Origin of the sequence: Janthinobacterium sp. EB271-G4-3-2 (assembly GCF_020858035.1) — a bacterium.
GTDB lineage: Bacteria > Pseudomonadota > Gammaproteobacteria > Burkholderiales > Burkholderiaceae_D > Janthinobacterium > Janthinobacterium aestuarii.
This window is the reverse complement of the sequence record NZ_JACYMG010000009.1, coordinates 245,114-268,732: the sequence shown is the minus strand read 5'-3', so window position 1 is coordinate 268,732 and position 23,619 is coordinate 245,114. Positions and strand designations below refer to the sequence as shown.

Here is a 23,619-nt window from a genome sequence, read left to right as displayed (position 1 = left end):
TTGTTACTACAATAAATAATGAGAATCACTTTTGATGCTGTCAAACGTGAAAAGACGCTCAGGGAGCGGGGTCTCGACTTTGCGCGTGCGCGCGAGGTGTTTGACGGACTCACCATGACGCTGCAGGACCAGCGCCAGGACTATGGCGAACCCCGCTTCATCACTGCCGGCTGGCTCGACGAGCGCCTGGTCGTACTGGTCTGGACGCCGCGTGGACTGGCGCGCAGAATCATCAGCATGAGGAAAGCAAATGAACGCGAAATCGCAAAATACTGGCAAAGCCTGGGTTGATCCCGACGATGCGCCCGAATTGACGGACGGTTTTTTCGAGCAGGGCGTCTGGCAAGTGGGCGACAAGCCCGTTTCCCGTCCCGAGGCGCAACAGGAAGTGGCGCGCCGCCGCGGCAGGCCCGCCGGCACTGGCGGCAAAGTCAGCACGACCATACGCTTCGACGCCGAGATCCTTGATGCCTTCAAGGCCACCGGTGATGGCTGGCAAACGCGCATGAATGATGCGCTGAAGGAGTGGTTGCGATCCAGGCAAGCCTAGAAAATAAAAAAGCCAACCACGAACGGTTGGCTTTTCTGTAATATTTAGTCAGTGTGGGATTTTAACCTGCGACCAATCCACTAAAATTCTAATAGAGGTCAGGATTGTAGTTATTTAAATTTAGCCAGATGTTTATCAAAAGATTTTTAAGAGTTTTTGATTTTTACTCATCTAATTGGGCAGGTAGATCCTTGCCGTTTTTGAGGGGGGCTATATCCTGTCGAACAATTCATCAAGTGTACCTTGGCGGCGCATTCGATCATTGGATATCTCACCTAGCTCAGCTATCAATGCTTCTGCGCGTGTCAGCGTGTCGTTGATTTTATCATTTTGAACCTGGAAGACTTTAATAATCTTCTGTGCAAAGGTATCTATTTTTTTGCTATTGAGTTGTGGAACTGATTTTCCAGAAATCATGGCACCCACTAAAGCTAAGATATGCCATTTGTACTTTCGAACTGCACCAGCAATTCCACCATTGGAACTTAGTAAGTGAATTCTGTATAAAACTAAAGCACTGGAATAGTAAATAATTTCACGGTTCTGTTCATCAAAAATTTGTTGTCCTAAAACTTCATACATTTGTTTTGGATATTTGAATGCCAAATCAGGACGTTGCAAATACATTGCGCATACAGCGCGCGCAGCGGCATCTAGATCCACGATGCGCAATGTAGGTACGCCTTTGCCAACATATTGTCGGTCTCTTCTTTCAAAATATAGGCGCCCTTCCTGCCCTTCAAATGTATTGAAATATGCCTCAACCTTCCTTGCTATTGGACTTAGGGATAGAAATTGTGATTCGGGAATTGCACTCTGGCTATTTGTTGCGCGAACTAATTCACCAAATATATCTTCGTCATCTGTTTCTACTACTTTTAGTGTTACCATTACGTCATCTCCAATTTTATCCTTGTTGTCGAAGAGAACATGTGAGGTCTGGCAGCCATTAACAATTTGAAAGTTCTTTATGAAGAGACGATTGGTTTGAACCACAATATCTGGACTAACGAGCGTTACCCCATTATTCAATACTGGAAATCGTGAACTTGTCTCGGCTTGCTCTAATGTATCACCTATTGAACGGTTGACAGGATTTTCTGAGCCTAGATAGTGTCTAACATTGTCTTCAAATATTTGACCTCGAATTGTTCCGTCTGGGCCTGATAAAATTTGCTGGATAAAGTCTTTGGCCTTTACTACTGCTAAGTAAGACTCTGCAATTCCTGAAAGTTGAGGAAGGCCAGCGTGCGAATGCATTAATAACGTTGCTTCTACGCCGCTATAGCTGTCGACCCAAGATTTGACTAATTCGTCACGTCCAAATATTTTGATATCAATTTTCGAAAAGAGCCCCATGGACTCAATTTGAGAAAGCATTTCTCTTTTTGCTACTTCAAATGCTGACTGAGAAGTGTATACCCCAGTAGTCACGAAGTGAGCAAATAATGAGGGTTTCCCACCGCGAATTTTTGGAGCATTATCGATAGCCACGTCAAATGCAGCTCGTACATCTTTTTGTAGAGAGCTGATAGCCAAGTATGGGGCCTGACTTAGGAATCTTAATATCGAGTCTTTAAATTTTAGAAAATCTCCAAGATCGAAGCTGTCAGATCGTTTGGCCTGAACAAAACAAATGTCTACGTCATTATTTCGTCTATCTTTGCCAAAAATAACATCCGCATCTTCTTTGCTTTGTACTAAATCCTCGTTTACAACCAGCGCGACGCCATCCATGCCATCATCATCAGTTAGTGTTGTAATATCATCCAGATCAAGCTTGCTTGAAATGCGTTGATGTAAAAAGCAGTAGTTACAGAATTTCTCAAACTGCGTGGCTTCATCGTCGCTTAAGAATCCATGTTCTTTTATGAAGCTATCCAAATGACTTTTTACAATTCTATGCATGAAATTTCAATTCAAAGTGAGTTGAGCCAAGATATAGATACTGTAACACTATTTTTGTTTGCGGGATCGGGAGTTGAGTTGAAAAACAAAAAAGCCAACCGCGAACGGTTGGCTTCTTCATAGTATTTGGTAGGCCGTGCGGGATTCGAACCTGCGACCAACGGATTAAAAGTCCGCTGCTCTACCAGCTGAGCTAACGACCCAAAAACTTTTTACAACAACTTCGGTAACACTGTGCCGTAAAAAAATGCTTGCTATAACAACTCGCAAGCAGATCAGTACTGCGTATTCGTGGTAGGCCGTGCGGGATTCGAACCTGCGACCAACGGATTAAAAGTCCGCTGCTCTACCAGCTGAGCTAACGACCCGAAGAAGGAAGATTATAGGGGGTGCCCGGGATTCTGTCAAACCTAACGGGCAACTTTTTCCCTGCTTTTACTTTTTGCCGGCCCGTTCCTTGGCCGCTTGCGCCGCGCTCGATTCCGGGTAGCGCGAGATCAGGGCGTTCAGGGTCTTGGTGGCGTTCGGCTTGTCTTTCAGCTCCGTGTAGCAGCTGGCGATGTTGAGCATGGCGTCGGGCGCCTTCGGGCTGTCCGGGTAGTGTTTCAGCACTGCCTGCTGGGCCGTGATGGCGTTCTTGCAGTCGCGCTGGGCGTAATAGGCGTTGCCCAGCCAGTATTGCGCGTTGGCCGCGTAGGCCGATTCCGGATAGCGTTTCACGAAGGCGTCCAGGGCCGTGACGGCGCCCTTGTAGTCGCCCGACTTGAACAGGCCGAACGCGGATTCGTACGCGCTTTGCTCGGACACGCCCACGGCCGCTTCCTGGCCGTCGATGGTGACCTGGCGCGGCTCGAGCTTGCGCAGGCGCGCGTCGATGTCGGTATAGAAATCCTTCTGGCGCTTTTGCACATTCGCCAGGTCGTTGCCCAGCACTTCGATCTGGCCGCGCAGGCGGGCGATCTCTTGCATGGTCTGGTCGTGCTGGTTGATCAGGCTCAAGGTGCTGGTCTTGTCCGCCTTGCTGTCAACGCGGCTGTTCAGGTCGCGCGCCATGGCGTCGACCTTGGCGCGCAGCTCGAGGATGGCCTTGCGCGCTTCGTCGTCATCGAACAGGGCGGCGTTGGCGTGCAGGGGCAGGTAGGCAAACGCGGCCATCAAGGCGGCGGCGACGCCGGCTTTCGAGAATGTCATCATGGGTCGGGCTTTCTAAGGTTACGCAAACATGCAAACGGGGCGCCGGGCGGTGAATCACCGCGCTGCGCCCCATTATTATGCCTATGACTGGCCAGTTAGGTAAGCGCCAATGCTGGCGCGCTCACCTATCAACATCAATAAACGATGTCAGCGCGGCGGTTTTCTGCCCATGCCGCTTCGTTGCTGCCTTGTGCTTTAGGCTTTTCTTTGCCCAGCGACACGGCTTCCATTTGGCCTTCTGGCACGCCCAGGGCTGCCATCGACTTGCGCACGGCTTCAGCACGTTTCTGGCCCAGGGCCAGGTTGTACTCAGCGCCACCGCGTTCATCGGTGTTACCTTGGATCAGGATCTTGCGGCTAGGCGTTTTTACCAGGTAAGCAGCGTGGTTTTGCACGACTGGGGTGTCCGCTTCGCGCACGACGTACTTGTCGAAGTCGAAGTAGATGCTGCGGTTAGCCAGCACGCCTTTTGGATCGTCCAGTGGATCGACCGATGCGGTCGTTACTGGCTGAACTTGACGGGTGTCAACTGGAGCCGCGACTTTTTCAGGGGCGCGCTCAACCACTGGGGTTTCTGCTACTTTGACTGGGGTGCTGCAGGCGGACAGCAGGGCTGCGGTAGCGGCGATGAAAGCCAAACTTTTAAAGTTACTCATTTTTATTCTCCGGGTCATGGTTAAAGGTGAAACTGTACAGCATTTACTTCATAAAAGGACCCCAGGTGGGCTCCTTGATATTGCCAGCTTGCGTAGTCAAACGCTGTTTGACGCGGCCATCCACCGATACCACTGCCAGCGACTTGCGTCGTCCGGATTCGGTCGCGTACATGATATATTTCCCGTTGGGCGAAAAGCTCGGTGATTCGTCGTTGGCGGTGTCCGACAGACGCAGTTCCTGGCCACTAGCCAGGTCGAGCGCGTAGAGCTGGAAATTGCCGTCGCGACGGGAAATATAAGCAAGGGTCTTCCCGTCGGACGAAATCCGCGGGCTGATGTTGTAGGAGCCGCCAAACGTCACGCGCTTGGCTTCGCCACCGCTGACCGACATGCGGTAGATTTGTGGTCCGCCGCTGCGATCGCTGGTGAAGTAAATGCTTTGGCCATCGGCCGAGAATTGAGGTTCCGTGTCGATGCCGCTGCTGGTGCTTGCGCGGCGCAAGCCGCTGCCGTCGGCATTGACGGTGTAGATCTGGGTATGGCCGTCGCGCGACAGGGCCACGGCCAGGCGCGAGCCGTCCGGGCTCCAGCTCGGCGCGGAATTGCTGCCTTTTTCATTCGACACGATGGTGCGCTGGCGGGTGACCAGGTTTTGCACGTAGACGATGGGCTTTTTCTTTTCAAACGACACATACGCGACCTTGGTGCCGTCCGGCGACCAGGCAGGTGAAATGATCGGCTCGTTCGAGCGCAGGGCGACCTGGATGCCTTCGCCATCGGCGTCGGCCACTTCCAGGCGGTATTCGCGGCCCGATTGCGTGACGTAGGCGATGCGCGTGGCGAACGCGCCTTTGACACCCGTCAGCTTTTCATAAATATCGTCGGCGATCTTGTGCGCCAGCAAGCGGTTGAACTGCGGCGCGGCCGCATTGTTCATGCTGGAAATCTGCGCACCCTTGATGGTGTCGAACAGCTTGTAGCGCACGTCCATGCGGCCATCGGCCATGCTTTGCACGGTGCCGGCCGCCAGCGCGTCGGCGCCGCGCGACTTCCACTGTTCGTAGCTGACGGGCGCCGTTTCCGATACGGGCGCATCGGCGTCGATCAGCTTGAACACGCCGCTGCGTGCCAGGTCGGCCTTGATAATGCCCGACAGCGATTGCGGCGCCGCCGATTCATTGACGAAGCTGGCGACAGCCACCGGAATCTGGTTGCTGCCGATCCCCGTAATCTCCACGCGCAGCTGCGCCTGGGCGCTGGACGCTCCCAGCATCAGGCTGGCGCAGAGCACGACATAGCTCATTTTTTTCATGGTCATCATTTAGGCAAATCCTTCATCTCGAATATGAGTTCAATCTCGCGTTCCACGGTGCCGTCTTTTTTCTTCGGCAGTGGCGACGATTTATTAATGGCGTTTTCCACCGAGCTGTCATACGCCGGCAGGCCGCTACTTTTAATCTTTCGGACCGAAATAATTTCCCCAGTTGGCAGTTGCTCGATCTTGAACACGGCGCGCGGGTTGCCCGGCACGTCCGTGCTACCGCTGTACGCGATATTGCTCTTGATCTTGCTCGTCAGGGCAGCGACATAGCCGCTGTCCTTGCGTGGCGCGGTCGATTTCTCGGCCGTGCCCGTCGTGCCGGCGCCCGCCGCACCCGTGATGCGGCTCATTTCCGCAGCGCGCGCCTTGTCGGCGGCCTTTTTCTCTTCCGCCGCTTTTTTCGCCTTGGCAGCTTTTTCCGCCGCCGCTTTTTTATCGGACAGTTCTTTCTCGGCTTTTTCTTCCGCCGCTTTTTCTTTCTCTTTGGCCTGCTTGGCTTTCTCCAGCTTGTCGGCCTTTTCTTTTTCCAGCTTGTCAGCCTTGTCTTTTTCTTTCTGCTTCTGTTTTTCCAGTTCGCGCTTTTCTTCCTCGCGTTCCTTCTGTTCCTGCTTGCGGCGTTCTTCGGCTGCCGCTTTCTCTTTGTCTTCCTTCAGCTTGGCCTTCTTGCGCTCGAGGGCGATCTCCGCCTCGCGCAGGTCGACCTTCGGCTCGGGCGCGGCCACCGGCGGCGGTGGCGGCGGGGCCGGCTGTTCCACTTCCGGTTCCGGCGGCGGCGTTGGTGTCGGCTCCGGTTCCGTCGCCACTTCGGGCGGCGGCGCGGCCGTCTGCACTTTCATGTCCCACACTTCCGCTTCGACGGCGACAGGTTCCGTATTTTGCCAGTGTACGCCCACCCACAGGAAAAACAGCAGCCCAAGGTGCATCGCCAGCGCCAGGCCCAGCGAGGGCCAGCGGCTGCGTTCGCGCGGCACGCTGTAGGGCTTGCCGAGTACATGGTCGATTTGTTTGTTCTGCAAAGTCTAGTCTATCTAAAAACGGTCAAGTCTGGAAACAGGATGCTGCGCTTACTTGGTGGCCAGGCCAACGCGGGTAATGCCCATCTTTTTCGCTTCCGAAATGAGCTGGATCACATCGTCGTACTTGCTTTCCTTGTCGCCCGCGATCATCACGGGATAGTCTGGATTGCTCTCGTGCAAACCGCGCAGCTTGCGCAGCAGGGCGTCGCGGTTCGGTTCCGTTTCCGGCGACAACTGCTCCTTGCCGATGACGCCGATCGACAGCGAACCATTCGGTTTCAGCACGATCTGAATATAGTCATCGGGTGGTTTCGCCGACTTTTCCGCGTTGGGCAAGTTCACCACGCTGGGATTGTTCGACGACGGCATCACCATGAAAATGATCAGCAGCACCAGCATCACGTCGATGTACGGCACGACGTTGATCTCGGACTTGAACTTGCGGCCACGGCCGCCGCGCATGCCGCCGCTATTGAATGAGGAACCCATGGACGCTGCCCCCTCTTAGCGCGACTGGCGCTGCAAGATGTTGGAGAATTCCTCGACGAAGCTCTCGAAGCGGATCGCCAGGCGGTCGATGTCATGCGAAAAACGGTTGTAGGCGACGACGGCGGGAATCGCGGCGAACAGGCCGATGGCCGTGGCGATCAGCGCTTCGGCAATGCCGGGCGCGACGGCGGCCAGGGTGGCTTGCTGCACGTTGGCCAGGCCGCGGAAGGCGTTCATGATGCCCCAGACGGTGCCGAGCAGGCCGATGTACGGCGAGACGGAGCCGACGGAAGCGAGGAAGGCCAGGTGCGATTCGAGCACGTCCATTTCACGCTGGAAGGCGGCGCGCATGGCGCGGCGTGCGCCGTCGAGCACGGCACCGACGTCCAGCGCGTCGCGCGAACCGTAGGAAGCCTTGCCCTTGATGAATTCACCCATGCCGGCGTCGAAGATGCGGGCCAGCGCGCCGCTCTGGTCGCGGTTGCCGCTGGCGTTCTGGTGCAGCGCATGCAGGTTGCCGCCCGCCCAGAAGCTGCGTTCGAATTCGATGGTTTGCTTGCGCGCCTGGCGCACGGCAAACATCTTGCGGAAAATGTAGGTCCAGCTGGTCAGGGAAATCAGCAGCAGCAGTGCCATGATCAGTTGCACGATCAGGTGGGCATTGGAGATGAGCGCGAGGAAAGAAAGATCTTGTGTAACGTTCATTGGCTGGCAGTCTGTTGGGTGAATTATCCGGAGTGGCGGGTGGGGTTCAGGCGGCGCGCATGCGGGCCGCTACCGCATCGGGCACGGCGCGCGGGCGCAGTGCCGAATCGACGCAGCCGATCTTGACGCGTGCCGTGTTGAGCAGGCTGTCGCCGCACCAGGCTTGTTGCAGGAAAACGATGGAGGCGCGCCCCATTTTCTCTATGCTTAATGTCAATCTTACCGTGTCATCGAGCCTGGCTGGCGCATGATAGTCGGCGTTAACGCTTTTGACAACGAACATCGCGTCATGCTGCTCCAGCAATTCCTGCTGGCCCACGTCGATGGCGCGCAGCCATTCGGTGCGCGCGCGCTCGAAGAATTTCAGGTAGTTAGCGTAATAGACGATGCCGCCGGCGTCGGTGTCTTCATAGTAGACACGTACGTTCCAGGTAAAGACTGAAGGCATGTTTATTGCGCCAGTAGTGAGATTGAGCAACATTTTACGCGATTTTTCTTCTTGTGACTGTGGGCGCTTGCTGGAAAGCCATGCAAAAGCTGCATATAAGTTGCACCGCAGCATTGTAAATCCGGCGTGTGCAATGGCAAGCTTCGTAACATACGCTTACAAGCCATGACCAGGTTTAAGTCCAGCTTAAGAGCCGCAGGCATGCTCCGGGCGGCCTGTGGCCGTGTCCGGGCTGCGGTGGCGCGCGGCGATTATAGCCGCACGGTTGCATTCCTTGCTCAATTTCGGCACTTAACTTACAATTTGCATTCCATTACGTCTCACGTGACTGGCGAAAAGTCGGGCGATCTCCATGGATGGCGGTCGGCAAACCGGCGAAAGGTGGGCACCCACCGGGAAACGTGAGATTTTTCATCAGCCGTTCGCCTGGGTAGCCACTATGGAAAAGCACGAAGAGGCTGCCTGTCCAATGTTGTTATTCACTTAACGCCGGCTCCCCTCATTCGATCCAATCTGCCAGTACAAGCACCCTCATACTTGGAGTTTTTACATGTTTGCAAAAGATCACACCCTCGCCAACGTCGATCCTGAATTGTTCGCCGTCATTCAAAAAGAGAACACGCGCCAGCACGATCACATCGAACTGATCGCGTCGGAGAACTACACGTCGCCAGCCGTAATGGAAGCGCAAGGCTCGCAGCTGACGAACAAGTACGCCGAAGGTTATCCAGGCAAGCGCTACTACGGTGGCTGCGAATACGTCGACGTGGCCGAGCAACTGGCCATCGACCGTGTCAAGCAGCTGTTCGGCGCCGAATGCGCGAACGTGCAGCCGAACTCCGGCTCGCAAGCGAACCAGGGCGTGTTCTTTGCCATGTTGAAACCAGGCGACCTGATCATGGGTATGTCGCTGGCCGAAGGCGGCCACCTGACCCACGGCATGCCGCTGAACATGTCCGGCAAATGGTTTGATGTCGTGTCCTACGGTTTGACGGCGGAAGAAGACATCGACTACGAGGCAATGGAGCGCCTGGCGCGCGAACGCAAGCCGAAATTGATCATCGCCGGCGCGTCCGCATTCTCGAAAAAGATCGACTTCGAACGCTTCGGCAAGATCGCCAAGGAAGTTGGCGCCTACTTCATGGTCGACATGGCCCACTACGCCGGCCTGATCGCCGCCGGCCTGTACCCGAACCCGGTGCCGTTCGCCGACTTCGTCACATCGACCACGCACAAATCGTTGCGCGGCCCGCGCGGCGGCATCATCCTGATGAAGGCCGAACACGAAAAAGCCATCAATTCGGCCATCTTCCCTGGTATCCAGGGCGGCCCGCTGATGCACGTGATCGCCGGCAAGGCCGTCGCCTTCAAGGAAGCACTGAGCCCTGAATTCGTCGAATACCAGAAGCAAGTGATCAAGAACGCCGACGTGCTGGCGAAAACCCTGATCAAGCGCGGCCTGCGCATCGTGTCCGGTGGCACCGAATCGCACGTCATGCTGGTCGACCTGCGCGCCAAGAACCTGACGGGCAAGGAAGCCGAAGCCATCCTCGGTTCCGCGCACATCACCTGCAACAAGAACGGCATCCCGAACGACCCGCAAAAACCATTCGTCACCTCGGGCATCCGCCTGGGCAGCCCGGCGATGACGACGCGCGGTTTCAAGGAAGCGCAAGCGGAAGAAGTGGGCAACCTGATCGCCGACGTGCTGGACAATCCGCATGACGCCGCCATCATCGAGCGCGTGAAAGCGGCCGTGAAAGTACTGGCCGACGCGCACCCTGTGTACGCCGCATAATAATTTGTCCAGAATGTGTCATACGGAGTAAGATTCTGTATGACACATTCCTTCGTGCCCAAGGGCGCCCGGAGTGATTCGGGCGCCCTTTGTACAAGGGCGGCGATTTCCCGTAATTATTACTATAAAGTTGTAGCCAGCCCATGAAATGTCCATTTTGCCAGCACGGCGACACCCAGGTTCTCGATACGCGCGTATCGGAGGAAGGGGATGCCATTCGGCGCCGCCGCCGCTGCGGCAAATGCGACAAGCGTTTTACCACGTACGAACGGATTGAACTTATCATGCCGGCCGTCGTCAAAAAGAATGGCAGCCGGACGGAGTTCGCTGCGGATAAGTTGCGCGGCAGTCTGATGCTGGCCTTGCGCAAGCGTCCCGTTGCGGCCGCCTCGGTGGATACGGCCATCGCGTCCATCCAGGAAAAGCTGCTGACCAGCGGCTTGCGTGAAGTCGATTCCGGCTATATCGGCGAACTCGTCATGCAAGAATTGAAGCGCCTCGACAAGATCGCCTACATCCGCTTCGCTTCCGTCTACAAGAATTTCGAAGATCTGGCCGAATTCCAGGATGCGATCGCCGAAGTGGGGCAGGCGCGCAAGCCCTGACGTCCACCTTGTTGAAGGCGGGGCTGGTCATGCGCCCCATGTTCACCACACCAGCGTTCGCCTGGCAAGCGGCCTGATCAATCCCACCGCTGTTCTTCCCATCTTATTGCCGTGTTGTTTGCGCCAGCGCAGACCCGGCTTTTTGCGCGCGCCTATCTTGTAGCTGGGCCGCCTGTTCCTGCGACTCTTTCTGCGGAAGGGAGTAGCGCATGCGCAAGGGCGGTCACACTATGTTTTCTGCCGGTGGCAGCAGCCTCGTCGAGGTGCTCGTGTCGCTGCTGCTGTTGGCGCTGGGTCTGCTGGGCGCCAGCATCCTGCAATTGCACTCGCTGCGCGCCCGCCACGAGTCGGCGCTGTTGTCGGCGGGCGTGCAACTGGCTGCCGGCATGGCCGAACGCATGCGCGCGAACAGCGTGCTCATGAATGGCCCCGATACGGGCAATCCCTACCTGAACGTGGCCTACGCGGCGGCGGACGACGCCGAAGCAGGCGGCGGTGCGCCTGACTGCTTCGGCGCCACTGTCTGCAGCGCGGCCGACCTGGCGCAATTCGATATCGCCGAATGGAAGCAGCGGCTGCATGCGGCCTTGCCCGGCGCGCGCCTGCATATCTGCCGCGACACTTCCGCATGGGATGCCGCCGCCCAAGGCTTGCAGTGGGCGTGCAGCGGCGGCAAGGGCGCACCCATCGTCATCAAGCTGGGCTGGCGCGCCCGCTTGCCCGATGGCTCGCCCGCCGTGGATGCGGCAGGCGAGTCGCTGCCCAGGCTGGCATTCCAGCTGGGCGGAGGCGGTGCATGAGCGAGGTCCTGTATCGGCATCGCGGCATGAGCCTGGTCGAATTGCTGGTGGCCCTGTCGCTGGGTGCGCTGTTGATGCTGGCCGCCGGTAGCGTATTGCTGGCGGCCAGCGGCGGTTATGGCGACCAGTCCGCCAGTGCGCGGCTCGATGACAACGGCCGCTATGCGCTCGACACCGTCGCCCGCGCCGTGCGCCAGACGGCGTACGTGAACTGGGACAGCAGCGCCGCGCCCGTCGCCCATGCCGATGACGACAGCGCGAATGTGGCCGGGCTCGATGCGCGCAGCCTGGGCAAGAACAGCGAGGGCATCAGCCAGGCTTTGCCCGGCGCCCTGCATGGCAGCGACGTGCTGGCCCTGCGCTATTACGGCGCCGGCAAGGAAGAGGGCGGCGACGGCTCCGTGCTCAATTGCGCGGGCTTCGGCGTGGGTGCCGCGCAAACGGAGGCGCAGCGGGGCTGGAGCATTTTCTATGTGGCGCAAGGTGCCGATGGCGAGGGCGAGTTGCGCTGCAAATACCGTGGCGAGAACGGCTGGGGCGCGGACGCCATCATCCGTGGCGTCGACGCTTTCCAGGTCCTGTATGGCCTCGACACGGATACGCCGCCCGATGGCGTGGCGAACCAGTATGTCAACGCCAGCGCGCTTGAGGCCTACGATGCGGCGCTGGTGCTGGAGGGGGCGGATGCGGCCGCGCGCCAGCGCGATCTGCACCGGCGCACGCACTGGAAGCGCGTGGCCAGCGTGCGCGTGGCCCTGTTGCTGCATGGCGAGGCGGGCCAGGCGGACAAGATGACGGAACTGGGGCCGGCGCAGTTCGACCTGTTCGGCAAGGCATATGCCGAGGCGCACGGCGCCGGCGACACGGGCGTGCGCATCGCGCGCGCCTCCTTGCCCGCCGCGACGCGCTCGCGGCCGCGGCAACTGGTGCAGACGAGCATCATGCTGCGCAACGGGCCGGCCTAGGCGGGCGGCGCGATGGCAGGCAGGGGCATCCGCCGTTGCGAACCGTGGTGCCCAACTTGCGTACGCCACGGTGGCGCCACCCTCGTGTATGTGCTGTGCCTGCTGGTGATTATCTTGTTGCTGGGCATATCGGCGGCGCAGATGGCCTTGCAGGGCGAGAAGGCGGCACGCGGCGAGCGCGACCGGCAGATCGCGTTTCAGGCGGCGGAGGAGGCATTGGTGGATGCGCAGAACGATATCGAAGGTTTACCTGGTGCGCCGGGACGCAGCAGCCTCTTCGCGCCAGGCAGTGCGGCCGGCTTCGCGGACGGCTGCGGCGAGGGAGGCGCACTGGGCCTGTGCCTGCCCGCAGCGCCGGACGCGCCGGCCCTCTGGCTAAGCACGGACCTCGATGGTGCCGACGCTGGCAGCCGCGCGGTGCCGTATGGCCAGTTTACGGGTGCCGTCATGCAGACAGGACAGGGTTTTCTGCCGTCGCGCCGGCCCCGCTACCTGATCGAACTGCTGCCGTTTCACCCGCCCGGGGCGCAGGCTACGGCAATGGCCGGCGGCATGGCCACGGAAAGCTATGTGTACCGCATCACGGCCATCGGTTTTGGGGCGCAGGAAAGCACGCAAGTCGTGCTGCAAAGTTATTACCGCAAGCAGGCGGTGGGAGCGGGGCCATGAGGGCGCTTTGGTGCGGCTGGCGGCTGCTGGTCGGCCTCGTTTGCCTGGCTTGCGGCGCCGCCATCGCGGCTGCTCCTCCCGTGGTGCTGGCGCGGGACGACGCGGGTTTGTACGGCGCCAGGGTGCCGCCGAATCTGCTGCTCAACCTGTCCCTCACGCACGCTGCCGCCGCTGCCGCGCATGGCGGCGACTATGCGCCGCAGCGCGAATACGCAGGGTACTTCCATGCGCGCATGTGCTACAGCTATCCGTACCGCAGCAAGGACGGCGTCATGCTGCCGGACTTGCGCATAGCGACCGCTTACTTCTCCGTGCTGAAACCGGCCGATGCCTTGCATGGCTGCGGCGGCGACAGTTTCAGCGGCAACTTTCTCAACTGGGCCGGCGCCAGCATGCTCGACATCGTCCGTTATGCCTTGACGGGCGGCGACCGCGTCATCGACGAAGTGCGCAAGACGGTGCTGCAGCGCGCCTATTTGCCCGATGCGGACAGCCCCATCGACTTCTTTGCCCACCCCGTCTTTTTCCCGCGCAAGGTCTTGCAGGCGGGCGTGGCGGCGGCGACGCCGTTTGCGCTGGCGCAACTGGCCATCGTTTCCTGCCGTAATCGCCTGCTGTTCGGCGACGCCAGCTTGCCCCCGGGCGGCAGTTGCGACGTACCTGGCGCTGCGGCCACGCACGGTGTGTTCCTCGCGCGCGTGCGCGTTTGCGATGCCGATGAAGGGCCGCTGCGCGACGACTTGTGCCTCGCGTATGGCAAGAACTACAAGCCGGTGGGCGCCGTGCAGCGCCATGGCGGCAGGGTGCGCGTGGGCGTGTTTGGCCACTTGAACGGCGTGTCCGGCAATGCCGGCCCCGTGTATGGCGGCGTGCTGCGTGCGCCATTGGCTCACGTGGGCAGGCAACGCTGGGCGGCGCCCGACTTTATGCCGCAAGACAATGCCGACGCCGAGTGGAATCCCGCCAACGGCGTGTATGCGACTCAATCTACGTCTCAGGCTGCGGGCCCTGGCGGCGGGGTGACCGCTTACATCAATGGCCTCGGCCGCGGCAATGCCGGGCATCCGGGCGCGTACGCGAAGGCGGCGCCGCTGGCTGAATTGCTGTACGAATCGCTGCGCTACCTGCAAGGACGGCAGGCAAGCCCTGTCGTGCCGCCCGCCACGGCCCCGTCTGCCATTGACGACGGCTTGCCGGTCGTGACGCCCTGGAGCGACCCGCAAACGGCCGGTTGCCAGCGCCACATCGTCGTCAGCCTGGGCGATGCGGGCATGGCGGGCGACCGCTATGTGCCCGGTAATGTCCCTGTGGCTCCCGCATCCAACGGCGACCGCGCACGCGCTGCCGATGGCTTCTCGCCGCCGCCGTTCGACGCGATGGCCTGGACGCATGCGGTGGCCAGCCTGGAAAGCGGCGGCGCGCAGGGCAATCCCGCGCCACGGCCGGACCTGGCGGCACTGGAATTGCTGGCCGACGGGGCGGGCGGCGCCAGCTACCATGCGGCAGGGCTGGCCTATTGGTCGCATGTGCAAGCCTTGCGTCCTGGCGGCAAGAACGACGGCGTTGCAAAGGTCGAGCACTACGCGGGCGACTTGCGCCAGGGCGACCCGGCCGGCGTGCCCACCACCACACCACTGTTGCTGGCGGCAAAATATGGCGGCTTTCTCGATGCGAACGGCGACGCCAATCCGTTCAAGAGCGCGACGGGCAGCGCGTTCGATGAATGGAGCCTGGATGGCCGCTGGCCCGCCCATTATTTGTCCGGCAGCGATCCGGCCGCCCTGATCGCGGGACTGCGCGCAGCCTTTGTCTCCGCCGACAAGGGCACGCTGGCGGCGACGCTGGCGGGGCCAGCCCTGATGGCGCTGGCCAGCGGTACGGAAGAAGCGTACTGGTTCCAGACGCAGCTGCGCCTGGCCGATGGCGGCATGACCGTGTCGCGCACCGCGTTTGCCGTGGGCGCCGATGGCGCAGTGCTTCCCGGCAAGCCATGGTGGCGCGCCGGCGGCCAGGATAAGCCCGCGCCGGATGGAGCGCCGGCGGCCTTGCGTCCCGTCTATACGATCGACGCCAAGGGCGCCCTGATGCCGCTGGCCTGGAAGGGGCTCGACGCGGAACAGCGCGGCGCATTCGACGGTGGCGATGGACGGGGAGAAGCGCGCCTGGCGTATCTGCTGGGACAGCGCACGCACGAGACGGGCCAGCCGGGTGGCTTCCTGCGGCGCCGCTCAGGCAGCCTGGGTACCGCGCCGCATGGCAATCTGCTGTACGTGGGCGCGCCGGGGCTGGGCATGCCGGGCGCCAGCTATGGCGTGCACCGCAAGGCGCTGCTGCAGCGGCGCAAAATGCTGTACCTGGGCGCCAACGATGGTTTGCTGCATGCGTTCGATGCGCGTACGGGCAGTGAAGTGTTTGCCTATCTGCCGCAAGCGCTGCTGCGCCTTGCTGTCGCCGCTGCGAGCACTCACTACAGCCCCGGCCCACTGCTCGACGGCGCGGCGGCCACGGCGGAAGTGCAAGCGTCGGGACATTGGAAGACGGTGCTGGTGTCGGGCATGGGTGGCGGAGCGCAAGGCGTGTTTGCGCTCGATATCACGGATCCGGCCCGCTTCGCGCAAGATGGGGCGCTGTGGGAGTTTACGGACCGCGACGACAGGCTCATGGGCAACGTGCGCGCACTGCCCGCCTTCGCCCGCATCAACATGGGCGGCAAGGAGGGGGCGCCGGCCTACCGTGATTTTGCCATCGTCGCCAGCGGCTACAACAACCATGTCAATGACGGCAAGGACACGACGGCGCCCGCATCGGCCGCCGCCATCTTCCTGCTGGCGCTGGACAAGGCGCCCGGCACACCATGGAAGTTGGGAAGTAATTACTTCCGGCTCAAGGTGCCTGTGGCCAGCGGCGGCGGTGATGGTGGCCATGGCAGCGAGGCCGATACGGGCGCCGATGCCGCCCCCCACGCGCTGGGTCCGCCCTCCGTGGTGCCGGGCAGCGACGGCGCGCTGGCTTTCCAGTATGCGGGCGATTTACAGGGCAATATCTGGCGCCTCGACATGGCTGGCGGGCCGCCATGGAAAGAGGGGCAGGGACGCAAGCTCGTCTTTGTCGCGCGCGATGCGCAGGGCCGGCGCCAGCCCGTGACGCAGCAACTGAGCGTGGCGTATGCGCCCGGTGGCGGCTATCTGCTGCTGTTCGGCACGGGCAAGCTGGTCGAGGCGGCCGATACCTGGCCCGCCGCTTTCCTGTCGCAGTCGTTTTACGCCGTGCACGACGATGTGCGGAAGTCGTCTCCCACGCGCAGCCGGGCCGACCTGGAACAGCGCAGCCTGAGCGAGGCGACGGGCGGCGTGCGCGTCGATGGCGCCGAACTGCGCTACACGGGCAGCGATGCCATGCGCGGTTGGTACCTCGATTTTCTCGATACCGCGCAGACGGGCGAACGCAGCATCAACAGTGCCGTGCTGGCCGCCGGCAAGGTGCTGTTCAATACCGTCCTGCCGGGGCGCGATCCTTGCGCCAGGCCGGCCACCCGCCTGTACGTGCTCGATGTGCTGAGCGGCTTTGCCGCCGATGGCGACGGGGTCGTGCAGGCGGGCGCGCAGACAGGGCGCTTGTACGATGGCCTGGCGCGCGCGCCGCCGCTGGCGCTGGAACTGAACAGCACGGTGGGCGCCGCGACGGCGGCAGGGCGGGCCGAGGGGCGCAAGGAACTGGCCGTGCTGCAGCCTGGCTTGCCCGGCGCGGCCAGCGTGGCGGGCGTCAAGGTCGTCAGCGCGCCGTTGCCGGCCCGGCGCCTCAGTTGGCGCGAAGTGGCGAACTGGCGCGAATTGCACGAGGCGGCCAAGAAAAAATAGGCCCCGGCAAGGCGGTTGCAGCGTATCGGCAGGCGCTTTTTGGAAAGGAAGATCGCATGGGAACGTTGGCAAGGCAGAACCGGGCCGCTGCAAACGGTGGCGCTCTTGCTGCCCGCCCGCCGGGCTTCAGCCTGATCGAACTGCTGTCCGCGCTGGCGATCATGAGCCTGCTGTTGGCGCTGGCCGTGCCCGCTTATCAAGGCCATCTCGTGCGCGCCAAGCGGGTGCAGGGGCAGGCGGCCCTGCTGCGCCTGATGCAACAGCAGGAGCGCTATTACTCGCAAAACAATCACTATCTGGCGTTTTCCTCGGCGTCGCCGGCTTCGCAAGCGCAGCAATTCCCGTGGTGGTCGGGCGAAGGGGGCGCGGTCGGCAGCGCGTATGAAATCGAGGCGCTGGCTTGTCCCGGCCTGGCGATCGGGCAATGCGTGCTGTTGCGCGCGATGCCGGGCACGTCCAAGGTCGATGCGCAGTTCCAGGATGCCGATTGCGGTGTCCTGTCCTTGAGCAGCACGGGCCAGCGCGGCAGCAGCGGCCCGGCCAGCCATTGCTGGCGCTAAGTAACCCCCAATAAATTATTGTGATTTCTGACTTCCATAACCGGCCCTCTGCGACGTTGCCCGCTGCTAACAGTGCTCGCACTGCGTCGCAGCGGGCGCCTTGCATGGCATCCGGTTCTGTTCGTCATAAATTCACAATAATTTCCTGAGGATTACTTAGGCCATGGCCACGCGCAAGCGACCACCGCGGAGCAGGCACACATTCGGGCGCACCCTCGGGCACACCATGCTCGAATTGCTGGCCGTGCTGGCGATTGCCGCGCTGTTGGTCGCGGCTGCCATGCCCAGCTTGCAGCAGGTGCTGGCGCGACAGCAGGTGCGCGCGGCGGCCACGGACTTGTTCTCGGCCATCGAATTGACGCGGGCGCAGGCGATGGCGCGCGGACAGCGCGTGCTGCTGATGCCGGCCGGGCCCGGTGGCACGGATTGGCGCACGGGCTGGCTGATCTTCATCGACCGCAATGCCAGCCTGGCGTTCGACGGTAATGACGAATTGCTGTTCCGCCAGGGACCGCTGCCGGAGGGCATCACGGCCCAGTTCGCGTTTTCGTCGGCCACGGCGCCGTTTTATATCGCCTACAATGGCGCAGGACGCAGTTGCAGCGCGACCAATAGCCTGGCGGCGCGCTGGGGTACCTTGTCCCTGGCTTTGGGAAAGCAGGTGCGCCATATTAAAATCAATATGCTGGGCAGGGTGCGCGTGTGCGATCCGCAGCAGCAAGCGGTCAATTGCAGCGGCGTGGCCGACAGTTCGTAGCAAGACTGATCAATTACTCACCTTCAAGCAAAGTAGCCCGTGGAAATACTCAACGATATCGATGGCATGCGCCTGGCGCTGGAATGGGCGGCGCGCGGTCTGTACACGACCTCGCCCAATCCCCGCATCGGCTGCGTGATTGTCAGGGATGGCCAGGTGATCGGCGCCGGCGTGACGCAGGCGGCCGGGCAGGATCATGCCGAGGTGCAAGCGCTGGCCAATGCGGCGGCGCGCGGCAATGACGTGCGCGGCGCCACCGCCTATGTCACCCTGGAACCGTGCAACCACCATGGCCGCACGCCGCCATGCTCCGATGCGCTCGTGCGCGCGGGGCTGGGCCGCGTCGTGGCCGCCATGACGGACCCGAACCCGCTGGTGGCGGGGCAGGGACTGGCCAAGCTGGAAGCGGCCGGCATCGCCGTGACCACGGACGTGCTGGCCGATGAGGCCTATGAAATGAATATCGGCTTCTTTTCGCGCATGCAGCGCGGCAAGCCGTGGGTGCGCATGAAAACGGCGGCCAGCCTGGACGGCATGACGGCCTTGCACAATGGGCAAAGCCAGTGGATCACGGGGCCGCTGGCGCGCGCCGACGGCCACGCGTGGCGCGCGCGCGCTTGCGCCATCCTGACGGGCATCGGCACGGTCAAGGCGGATGACCCGCAACTGAACGTGCGCGCCGTCGAGACGCTGCGCCAGCCGCGCCGCATCGTCATCGACAGCCGGCTCGACATCAGCCTCGACGCGCGCATCCTGCAAGGTGGCGGCACGTGGATCGTGGCGGCCGTCGCCAACCCGGAAAAGGAAGCACAGTTGCGTGCCCTGGGCGCGGAAGTCATCGTGCTGCCGAACGGGGACGGCAAGGTCGACTTGCCCGCGCTGATGCTGGAACTGGGGCGCCGGCAAATCAATGAAGTCCACGTCGAGGCCGGCGCCAAGCTGAACGGTTCGCTGATCCGCGAAGGCTGCGTCGATGAGTTGCTGGTCTACCTGGCGCCCACCTTGCTGGGAGACGCGCAAGGCATGTTTGCCTTGCCCGCATTGACGGATATCAAGCAGCAGCGCACTTTGCAATTTCACCAGGTTCAGCAAGTGGGCGAAGATGTGCGTATCCTTGCAAGATTCGCTCAGCGCAATTAATACTTTTACACTTTATAGGGTTAGTTCATGTTTACAGGAATTGTTGCCGCCATCGGCAAGATTGAAACCGTGCAGCCACTCGACGGCGGCCTCGATGCAGGCGTGCGCCTGAACATCCACGCGGGCGGCTTGCCGCTGGCCGACGTGGCCCTGGGCGATTCGATCGCCATCAATGGCGCCTGCATGACGGTGGTGGAAAAATCGGATACGGGCTTTGCCGTCGATGTCTCGCGCGAAAGCCTCAATTGCACCGTGGGCCTCGATACCACGACGGAAGTGAACCTGGAAAAAGCCCTGACCCTGGCCGAGCGCCTGGGCGGCCATCTGGTGTCCGGCCACGTCGACGGCCTGGGCATCGTGCGCAAGTTCGAAGCCGTGGGCGAATCGTGGGAACTGGTGATCGAAGCACCCCATGAACTGGCGAAATACCTGGCCTTCAAGGGTTCCGTCGTCGTCAATGGCGTGTCGCTGACCGTCAACCGTGTGGAAGACTTGGGCGCGGGCGCCGTCAACGGTTGCCGCTTCTCGATCAACCTGATCCCGCATACGATCGCCATGACGACCCTGAAACACTTGACGGTCGATGGCAAGGTCAACCTGGAAATCGATTTGATCGCCCGCTATGTCGAGCGCATGCTGTCGCTGGACAAGGCTGCCGCTTAACACCGCAGCTTGAAGCAACACAGCTGCCGCCTTGCCAAGCGTGTGTTGCTTTTCCTTCAGACGCGCATACTATGAAGCTTTCCGCAGTGGAGGCTAGCCATGGACCCGATTTCGCGCGCAACCGTGCCCAACACCATTCCGGCCACGTCCCGCGTGGGCGCGACGGTACCGCTGGCGCCTGCGCTGCCCGTGCCGCCGTCCAGCGCGGTGGCGGCCCTTGCCATCCAGTCCTCGACCCAGGTCGACATTTCCCCGCTGGGGCAGTTCCTGTCCGGCGTGGCCTTGTCGCGCCGGCAACTGCTGGCCTTGCAGGGCGCCACGGAAGAGGCCAGGGCGGCAAATACCCCCGTGAATGTCAATGACGACTTGCTGGCGCTGGCGCGGCAGTTGACGGAATCGTTCGCCCAGCTGCAAACGAGCGGCATCGACGCCAGCCAGCTGGCGACGGCCGGCGACACCCCGGGCAGCCTGGCGCAGCGTTACGATTTGCTGTCGGGCGACGGCACGACGGATGCGGCCGCCGCGCTGGCGCAGGACGGCAGCTTGCTCACGCAAGCGCAGCTGGCCCGCATCGGCATCGACTTGCGCAATGAAGATGTCGATGCGCCAATGTTGCAAGCCGCCTATGCGGCCGACAGCAACGCCACCCTGGATGCCCTGCAACAGGGAACGGATGTGCTGGCGCAGGTGGGCGCCGTGCTGGCCCGGCAGCAGGGCGCGCCGCTGGCGACCAATGTCGAAGCGGATTTAACGGGCGAAACATTGCCGTCCGGCGCCGCGCAGGCGTCGCAAGCCACGCAGCCGCAGCCGCAGCCCATCGACGGGGCGCCGCCGCAAACGGCTGCCATCGCGCAGCGGCAGCTGGAACTGCAGCGGCAACTGGAAGCGGAAGAGCTGAATCTGGACTTGCAGGAGCTGCGGCCGCCACCGGCGACAGCCGGGCAGGACTTGCAGCAGGCGCAGAGGGCCGGCCAGCGGCGTTTTGACGCCCAGGATATCGACACGCAGCGCCTGGACGCCGAACGCCAGGCCCTGCGGCAGGAAGACGCGCGCCTGGACGCGTTGCGCCAGGATCAATTGCAGCAGACGCAGCGCGAAGAGCAGGCACAGGCGGCAGCCGATGCGATGGAGCGTGCACGGCTGACCTCGGCACAGCTGGCCGACAGCGATGCCCAGCTGCTGGCGCAGGCAGAGGCCGCGCGCGCGCAGACCCGGGCGCGCGATACCCAGTTACAGGCACAAGCAGGACTGGAGGCGACGGCCCAGGCCCGGCTGGCCCAGCAAAATGCCCAGGCGCAAGAGCTGGCTGCGCAAAACGCGGGCCAGGCCGTGCCCTTGCCGTCATCGCAAGACCCATCCGTGGCGGCAGCCATCGCCGCCTATAACCTGAACAATGCAGCCCTGAATCCCGGCCTGATGAACCGGCCATTGCCGGCCGGCGACTCGCGCCTGCCGCTGGTGGCACCGGTGGCCCCCGTGGAACCCGTCAAGCCCGTGCCTAAAATCTAGGGCAGCAGGGTGGCGTCCAGGGTAATGTTGGCTTTCAGCAGCTTCGACACGGGGCAGCCGGCCTTGGCTTTGCCCGTCAATTCCTCGAACTTGGCCTGGTCGGCGCCCGGTATCTTCGCTTTGAGGATCAGGTGGACGGCCGTGATGGCGAAGCCGTCGTCCACCTTGTCGAGGGTCACTTCGGCCGTCGTCTCCATCTTTTCCGCCGTCAGGCCCGCTTCGCCGAGGATCAGCGACAGGGCCATGGTGAAGCAGCCCGCGTGGGCGGCGCCGATCAATTCCTCGGGATTGGTTCCGGGCTTGCCTTCGAAGCGGCTGGCAAAGCCGTAGGGATATTCCTGCAAGGCGCCGCTGCGCGTGCTGATGGCGCCCTTGCCATCCTTGATGCCGCCTGACCAGATGGCCGATCCGTTGGTTTTCATATTGCCGCTCCTGTGTGGGGTATCGCTGCGAGTGGGGTATCAGCGCCGTGGCGGTGACGGGCTGATCTTATGCTCTTTGCAAGGCCGGCGGCGCGCGTCTTGCCGCCGCCGTGTGCGCTGGAACGGGGAATCGGCGCTTTGTGATGCAGGCTGCGGCATCCGTGCCGTAAAGCTGTCTTATTTCAGGTCTGCAAGCGCTAAATCCTTTAAAATAGCAGGTTATAAGAAAATTCCCGGAAATTCGCGGAATATTCTCGCTTGATGTTTCAGGTTTAGGTTCAGTTTTTAGTTACATTAACAACGCCTGGCAAAACCGTCGCGAGCGGAAGGGAGAGGTGGCTGAGAAGCGCAACCGTACGAAGGTACGGTGAGCATCGCAGGCCGCCTATACCGATGCGCAGCAGGTTTTGACCGGCGTCATACGAGGATGAACAATGTCTATATCCAGCACCGAAGAGATCGTCGCTGAATTGCGCGCCGGCCGCATGGTGATACTGGTCGATGAAGAAGACCGGGAAAATGAAGGCGATCTGGTGCTTGCCGCCGATTTCGTGACGCCTGAAGCCATCAATTTCATGATCACGCATGCGCGTGGCCTGGTCTGCCTGACCCTGACGGAAGAGCGTTGCGACGAGCTGAACCTGTCGATGATGACCTCGCGCAACGGCACCGCCTACGGTACCAACTTTACTGTTTCCATCGAAGCGGCAGAAGGCGTGACGACGGGTATTTCCGCCGCCGACCGCGCCAAGACCATCCAGGTGGCCGTAGCCAAGGGCACGCAGCCCAGCGATATCGTCCAGCCTGGCCATATTTTCCCGCTGAAAGCGCAAAAAGGCGGCGTGCTGATGCGCGCAGGCCATACGGAAGCCGGTTGCGACCTGACGGCCATGGCCGGCTTGACCCCTGCGTCCGTGATTTGCGAAATCATGAAGGACGACGGCACCATGGCGCGTCTGCCGGACTTGCTGGTGTTTGCCGAGCAACATGGCCTGAAAATCGGCACGATTGCCGACCTGATCCATTACCGCAGCCAGACAGAATCGTTGGTCGAACGCGTTGCCGAGCGCACCCTGCACACGGCGCACGGCGAATTCCGCCTGATCGCCTTCCGCGACAAGCCCAGCGCGTCGGCCCATCTGGCCCTCGTGCATGGCGACCTGGCTCCCGGCCTGGAAGCGCTGGTGCGCGTGCACCAGCCCGTTTCCCTGCTGGACGTGCTGGAAAGCGAAGCGACCACCCACTCGTGGACGGTGGCCGCCTCGATGGCCGCCATCAAGCAGGCCGAGCGTGGCGTGATGGTCTTGCTGAACTGCGGCGAGACGTCGAGCGAGCTGTTTGCCCAGTTCGCCGCCCTGGACACGCCGCAAGCCAAGCCGAAAGGCCGCGCGGCCAGCATGGATCTGCGCAGCTATGGCATCGGCGCGCAAATCCTGCGCGACCTGGGCGTGAGCAAGATGCAATTGCTGGCCAGCCCCCGCAAGATGCCGTCGATGGTCGGTTTCGACCTGGAAGTCACAGGTTTTCAGTGCCATCCAGGCCAGGACGCCTAACCAAATCTACTGCGCGTCGCGATTTGCGGCCTGC

Annotated in this window: 23 protein-coding genes, 2 tRNA genes and 1 riboswitch; of the genes, 14 read left to right on the top strand and 11 right to left on the bottom strand. The window is 61.4% G+C overall.

Annotated features, from left to right (window positions below):
* Positions 1-18 precede the first annotated feature (18 nt).
* Both IGS55_RS19795 and IGS55_RS19790 read left to right on the top strand, forming a co-directional pair.
* The gene (locus tag IGS55_RS19795; RefSeq protein ID WP_230519460.1) at positions 19-291 is read left to right on the top strand and encodes a BrnT family toxin; all 273 of its coding nucleotides are present in this window, start codon (positions 19-21) and stop codon (positions 289-291) included.
* Positions 251-550 (top strand): BrnA antitoxin family protein, encoded by a 300-nt coding sequence (locus IGS55_RS19790; protein WP_230519459.1) that lies wholly within the window; start codon positions 251-253, stop codon positions 548-550. Before IGS55_RS19795 ends, IGS55_RS19790 begins: the two co-directional genes overlap by 41 nt.
* A gap of 210 nt (positions 551-760) precedes the next feature.
* Here the strand turns inward: IGS55_RS19790 and IGS55_RS19785 are convergent, their stop codons facing one another.
* The 10 genes from IGS55_RS19785 to ybgC form a co-directional block, all read right to left on the bottom strand.
* Positions 761-2,458, bottom strand: a complete 1,698-nt coding sequence (locus IGS55_RS19785) for an AIPR family protein (protein WP_230519458.1) — start codon at positions 2,456-2,458, stop codon at positions 761-763.
* A gap of 127 nt (positions 2,459-2,585) precedes the next feature.
* A tRNA-Lys gene (locus tag IGS55_RS19780) sits at positions 2,586-2,661 on the bottom strand.
* Between the two features lie 89 nt (positions 2,662-2,750).
* Positions 2,751-2,826 (bottom strand) — tRNA-Lys (locus IGS55_RS19775).
* 67 nt (positions 2,827-2,893) lie between these two features.
* Positions 2,894-3,652, bottom strand: coding sequence for a tol-pal system protein YbgF (ybgF, locus tag IGS55_RS19770; protein ID WP_230519457.1), 759 nt, complete (start codon positions 3,650-3,652; stop codon positions 2,894-2,896).
* Between the two features lie 134 nt (positions 3,653-3,786).
* On the bottom strand, positions 3,787-4,308 hold the full coding sequence (gene pal / locus IGS55_RS19765; protein ID WP_034759187.1) for a peptidoglycan-associated lipoprotein Pal: 522 nt from the start codon (positions 4,306-4,308) through the stop codon (positions 3,787-3,789).
* A gap of 43 nt (positions 4,309-4,351) precedes the next feature.
* Positions 4,352-5,620 (bottom strand): Tol-Pal system beta propeller repeat protein TolB, encoded by a 1,269-nt coding sequence (tolB, locus tag IGS55_RS19760; protein ID WP_442908188.1) that lies wholly within the window; start codon positions 5,618-5,620, stop codon positions 4,352-4,354.
* Positions 5,621-5,625: 5 nt separating this feature from the next.
* Positions 5,626-6,645, bottom strand: coding sequence for a cell envelope integrity protein TolA (gene tolA / locus IGS55_RS19755; protein WP_230519455.1), 1,020 nt, complete (start codon positions 6,643-6,645; stop codon positions 5,626-5,628).
* 48 nt (positions 6,646-6,693) lie between these two features.
* The gene (locus IGS55_RS19750; protein ID WP_223278896.1) at positions 6,694-7,134 is read right to left on the bottom strand and encodes an ExbD/TolR family protein; all 441 of its coding nucleotides are present in this window, start codon (positions 7,132-7,134) and stop codon (positions 6,694-6,696) included.
* Between the two features lie 15 nt (positions 7,135-7,149).
* Positions 7,150-7,839, bottom strand: a complete 690-nt coding sequence (tolQ, locus tag IGS55_RS19745) for a protein TolQ (RefSeq protein ID WP_128140080.1) — start codon at positions 7,837-7,839, stop codon at positions 7,150-7,152.
* Positions 7,840-7,885: 46 nt separating this feature from the next.
* Positions 7,886-8,287 (bottom strand): tol-pal system-associated acyl-CoA thioesterase, encoded by a 402-nt coding sequence (gene ybgC / locus IGS55_RS19740; RefSeq protein WP_230519454.1) that lies wholly within the window; start codon positions 8,285-8,287, stop codon positions 7,886-7,888.
* A gap of 314 nt (positions 8,288-8,601) precedes the next feature.
* Positions 8,602-8,726: riboswitch (ZMP/ZTP riboswitch) on the top strand.
* 111 nt (positions 8,727-8,837) lie between these two features.
* On the opposite strand from ybgC, the gene glyA reads away from it, so the two are divergent.
* The 11 genes from glyA (at position 8,838) to IGS55_RS19685 (ending at position 21,610) form a co-directional block, all read left to right on the top strand.
* Positions 8,838-10,085 carry a serine hydroxymethyltransferase gene (glyA, locus tag IGS55_RS19735; RefSeq protein ID WP_230519453.1) on the top strand — a complete coding sequence of 416 codons (1,248 nt, stop codon included), beginning with the start codon at positions 8,838-8,840 and terminating at the stop codon, positions 10,083-10,085.
* Between the two features lie 143 nt (positions 10,086-10,228).
* The gene (gene nrdR, locus IGS55_RS19730; RefSeq protein ID WP_034759169.1) at positions 10,229-10,690 is read left to right on the top strand and encodes a transcriptional regulator NrdR; all 462 of its coding nucleotides are present in this window, start codon (positions 10,229-10,231) and stop codon (positions 10,688-10,690) included.
* 230 nt (positions 10,691-10,920) lie between these two features.
* Positions 10,921-11,490, top strand: a complete 570-nt coding sequence (gene pilV / locus IGS55_RS19725; protein ID WP_230519452.1) for a type IV pilus modification protein PilV — start codon at positions 10,921-10,923, stop codon at positions 11,488-11,490.
* Entirely contained in the window at positions 11,487-12,455 is a 969-nt protein-coding gene (locus IGS55_RS19720; RefSeq protein WP_230519451.1) for a PilW family protein, read from the top strand. Before pilV ends, IGS55_RS19720 begins: the two co-directional genes overlap by 4 nt.
* Before the next feature lie 12 nt (positions 12,456-12,467).
* Complete coding sequence (locus tag IGS55_RS19715) at positions 12,468-13,124, top strand: pilus assembly PilX family protein (RefSeq protein WP_230519450.1); 657 nt, start codon at positions 12,468-12,470, stop codon at positions 13,122-13,124.
* On the top strand, positions 13,121-16,981 hold the full coding sequence (locus IGS55_RS19710; protein WP_230519449.1) for a pilus assembly protein: 3,861 nt from the start codon (positions 13,121-13,123) through the stop codon (positions 16,979-16,981). The genes IGS55_RS19715 and IGS55_RS19710 overlap by 4 nt, the downstream gene beginning before the upstream one ends.
* 56 nt (positions 16,982-17,037) lie before the next feature.
* A complete protein-coding gene (locus tag IGS55_RS19705) occupies positions 17,038-17,541 on the top strand; it encodes a type IV pilin protein (RefSeq protein WP_230519448.1) in 504 nt (167 codons plus the stop codon).
* A 226-nt stretch (positions 17,542-17,767) separates the two neighbouring features.
* The gene (locus IGS55_RS19700; RefSeq protein ID WP_230519447.1) at positions 17,768-18,298 is read left to right on the top strand and encodes a GspH/FimT family protein; all 531 of its coding nucleotides are present in this window, start codon (positions 17,768-17,770) and stop codon (positions 18,296-18,298) included.
* 39 nt (positions 18,299-18,337) lie between these two features.
* On the top strand, positions 18,338-19,438 hold the full coding sequence (ribD, locus tag IGS55_RS19695) for a bifunctional diaminohydroxyphosphoribosylaminopyrimidine deaminase/5-amino-6-(5-phosphoribosylamino)uracil reductase RibD (RefSeq protein ID WP_230519446.1): 1,101 nt from the start codon (positions 18,338-18,340) through the stop codon (positions 19,436-19,438).
* Positions 19,439-19,465: 27 nt separating this feature from the next.
* Complete coding sequence (locus IGS55_RS19690; RefSeq protein WP_034786589.1) at positions 19,466-20,101, top strand: riboflavin synthase; 636 nt, start codon at positions 19,466-19,468, stop codon at positions 20,099-20,101.
* Positions 20,102-20,200: 99 nt separating this feature from the next.
* On the top strand, positions 20,201-21,610 hold the full coding sequence (locus IGS55_RS19685; protein ID WP_230519445.1) for a hypothetical protein: 1,410 nt from the start codon (positions 20,201-20,203) through the stop codon (positions 21,608-21,610).
* On the opposite strand, the gene IGS55_RS19680 is transcribed toward IGS55_RS19685, so the two are convergent.
* Positions 21,607-22,032: an OsmC family protein gene (locus IGS55_RS19680; protein WP_034759136.1), complete on the bottom strand. Its 426-nt coding sequence runs from the start codon at positions 22,030-22,032 to the stop codon at positions 21,607-21,609. The two genes, IGS55_RS19685 and IGS55_RS19680, sit on opposite strands and share 4 nt — an antisense overlap.
* A gap of 434 nt (positions 22,033-22,466) precedes the next feature.
* Between IGS55_RS19680 and ribBA the strand changes: the two genes are divergently transcribed.
* Complete coding sequence (gene ribBA, locus IGS55_RS19675) at positions 22,467-23,585, top strand: bifunctional 3,4-dihydroxy-2-butanone-4-phosphate synthase/GTP cyclohydrolase II (protein WP_086146059.1); 1,119 nt, start codon at positions 22,467-22,469, stop codon at positions 23,583-23,585.
* Positions 23,586-23,619: the final 34 nt, after the last annotated feature.

Coding starts and splice junctions, on each gene's coding strand:
- IGS55_RS19795 (WP_230519460.1), top strand. CDS start 19: ATGAGAATCACTTTTGATGCTGTCAAACGTGAAAAGACGCTCAGGGAG.
- IGS55_RS19790 (WP_230519459.1), top strand. CDS start 251: ATGAACGCGAAATCGCAAAATACTGGCAAAGCCTGGGTTGATCCCGAC.
- IGS55_RS19785 (WP_230519458.1), bottom strand. CDS start 2,458: ATGCATAGAATTGTAAAAAGTCATTTGGATAGCTTCATAAAAGAACAT.
- ybgF (WP_230519457.1), bottom strand. CDS start 3,652: ATGATGACATTCTCGAAAGCCGGCGTCGCCGCCGCCTTGATGGCCGCG.
- pal (WP_034759187.1), bottom strand. CDS start 4,308: ATGAGTAACTTTAAAAGTTTGGCTTTCATCGCCGCTACCGCAGCCCTG.
- tolB (WP_442908188.1), bottom strand. CDS start 5,620: ATGAAAAAAATGAGCTATGTCGTGCTCTGCGCCAGCCTGATGCTGGGA.
- IGS55_RS19750 (WP_223278896.1), bottom strand. CDS start 7,134: ATGGGTTCCTCATTCAATAGCGGCGGCATGCGCGGCGGCCGTGGCCGC.
- tolQ (WP_128140080.1), bottom strand. CDS start 7,839: ATGAACGTTACACAAGATCTTTCTTTCCTCGCGCTCATCTCCAATGCC.
- ybgC (WP_230519454.1), bottom strand. CDS start 8,287: ATGCCTTCAGTCTTTACCTGGAACGTACGTGTCTACTATGAAGACACC.
- glyA (WP_230519453.1), top strand. CDS start 8,838: ATGTTTGCAAAAGATCACACCCTCGCCAACGTCGATCCTGAATTGTTC.
- nrdR (WP_034759169.1), top strand. CDS start 10,229: ATGAAATGTCCATTTTGCCAGCACGGCGACACCCAGGTTCTCGATACG.
- pilV (WP_230519452.1), top strand. CDS start 10,921: ATGTTTTCTGCCGGTGGCAGCAGCCTCGTCGAGGTGCTCGTGTCGCTG.
- IGS55_RS19720 (WP_230519451.1), top strand. CDS start 11,487: ATGAGCGAGGTCCTGTATCGGCATCGCGGCATGAGCCTGGTCGAATTG.
- IGS55_RS19715 (WP_230519450.1), top strand. CDS start 12,468: ATGGCAGGCAGGGGCATCCGCCGTTGCGAACCGTGGTGCCCAACTTGC.
- IGS55_RS19710 (WP_230519449.1), top strand. CDS start 13,121: ATGAGGGCGCTTTGGTGCGGCTGGCGGCTGCTGGTCGGCCTCGTTTGC.
- IGS55_RS19705 (WP_230519448.1), top strand. CDS start 17,038: ATGGGAACGTTGGCAAGGCAGAACCGGGCCGCTGCAAACGGTGGCGCT.
- IGS55_RS19700 (WP_230519447.1), top strand. CDS start 17,768: ATGCTCGAATTGCTGGCCGTGCTGGCGATTGCCGCGCTGTTGGTCGCG.
- IGS55_RS19690 (WP_034786589.1), top strand. CDS start 19,466: ATGTTTACAGGAATTGTTGCCGCCATCGGCAAGATTGAAACCGTGCAG.
- IGS55_RS19685 (WP_230519445.1), top strand. CDS start 20,201: ATGGACCCGATTTCGCGCGCAACCGTGCCCAACACCATTCCGGCCACG.
- IGS55_RS19680 (WP_034759136.1), bottom strand. CDS start 22,032: ATGAAAACCAACGGATCGGCCATCTGGTCAGGCGGCATCAAGGATGGC.
- ribBA (WP_086146059.1), top strand. CDS start 22,467: ATGTCTATATCCAGCACCGAAGAGATCGTCGCTGAATTGCGCGCCGGC.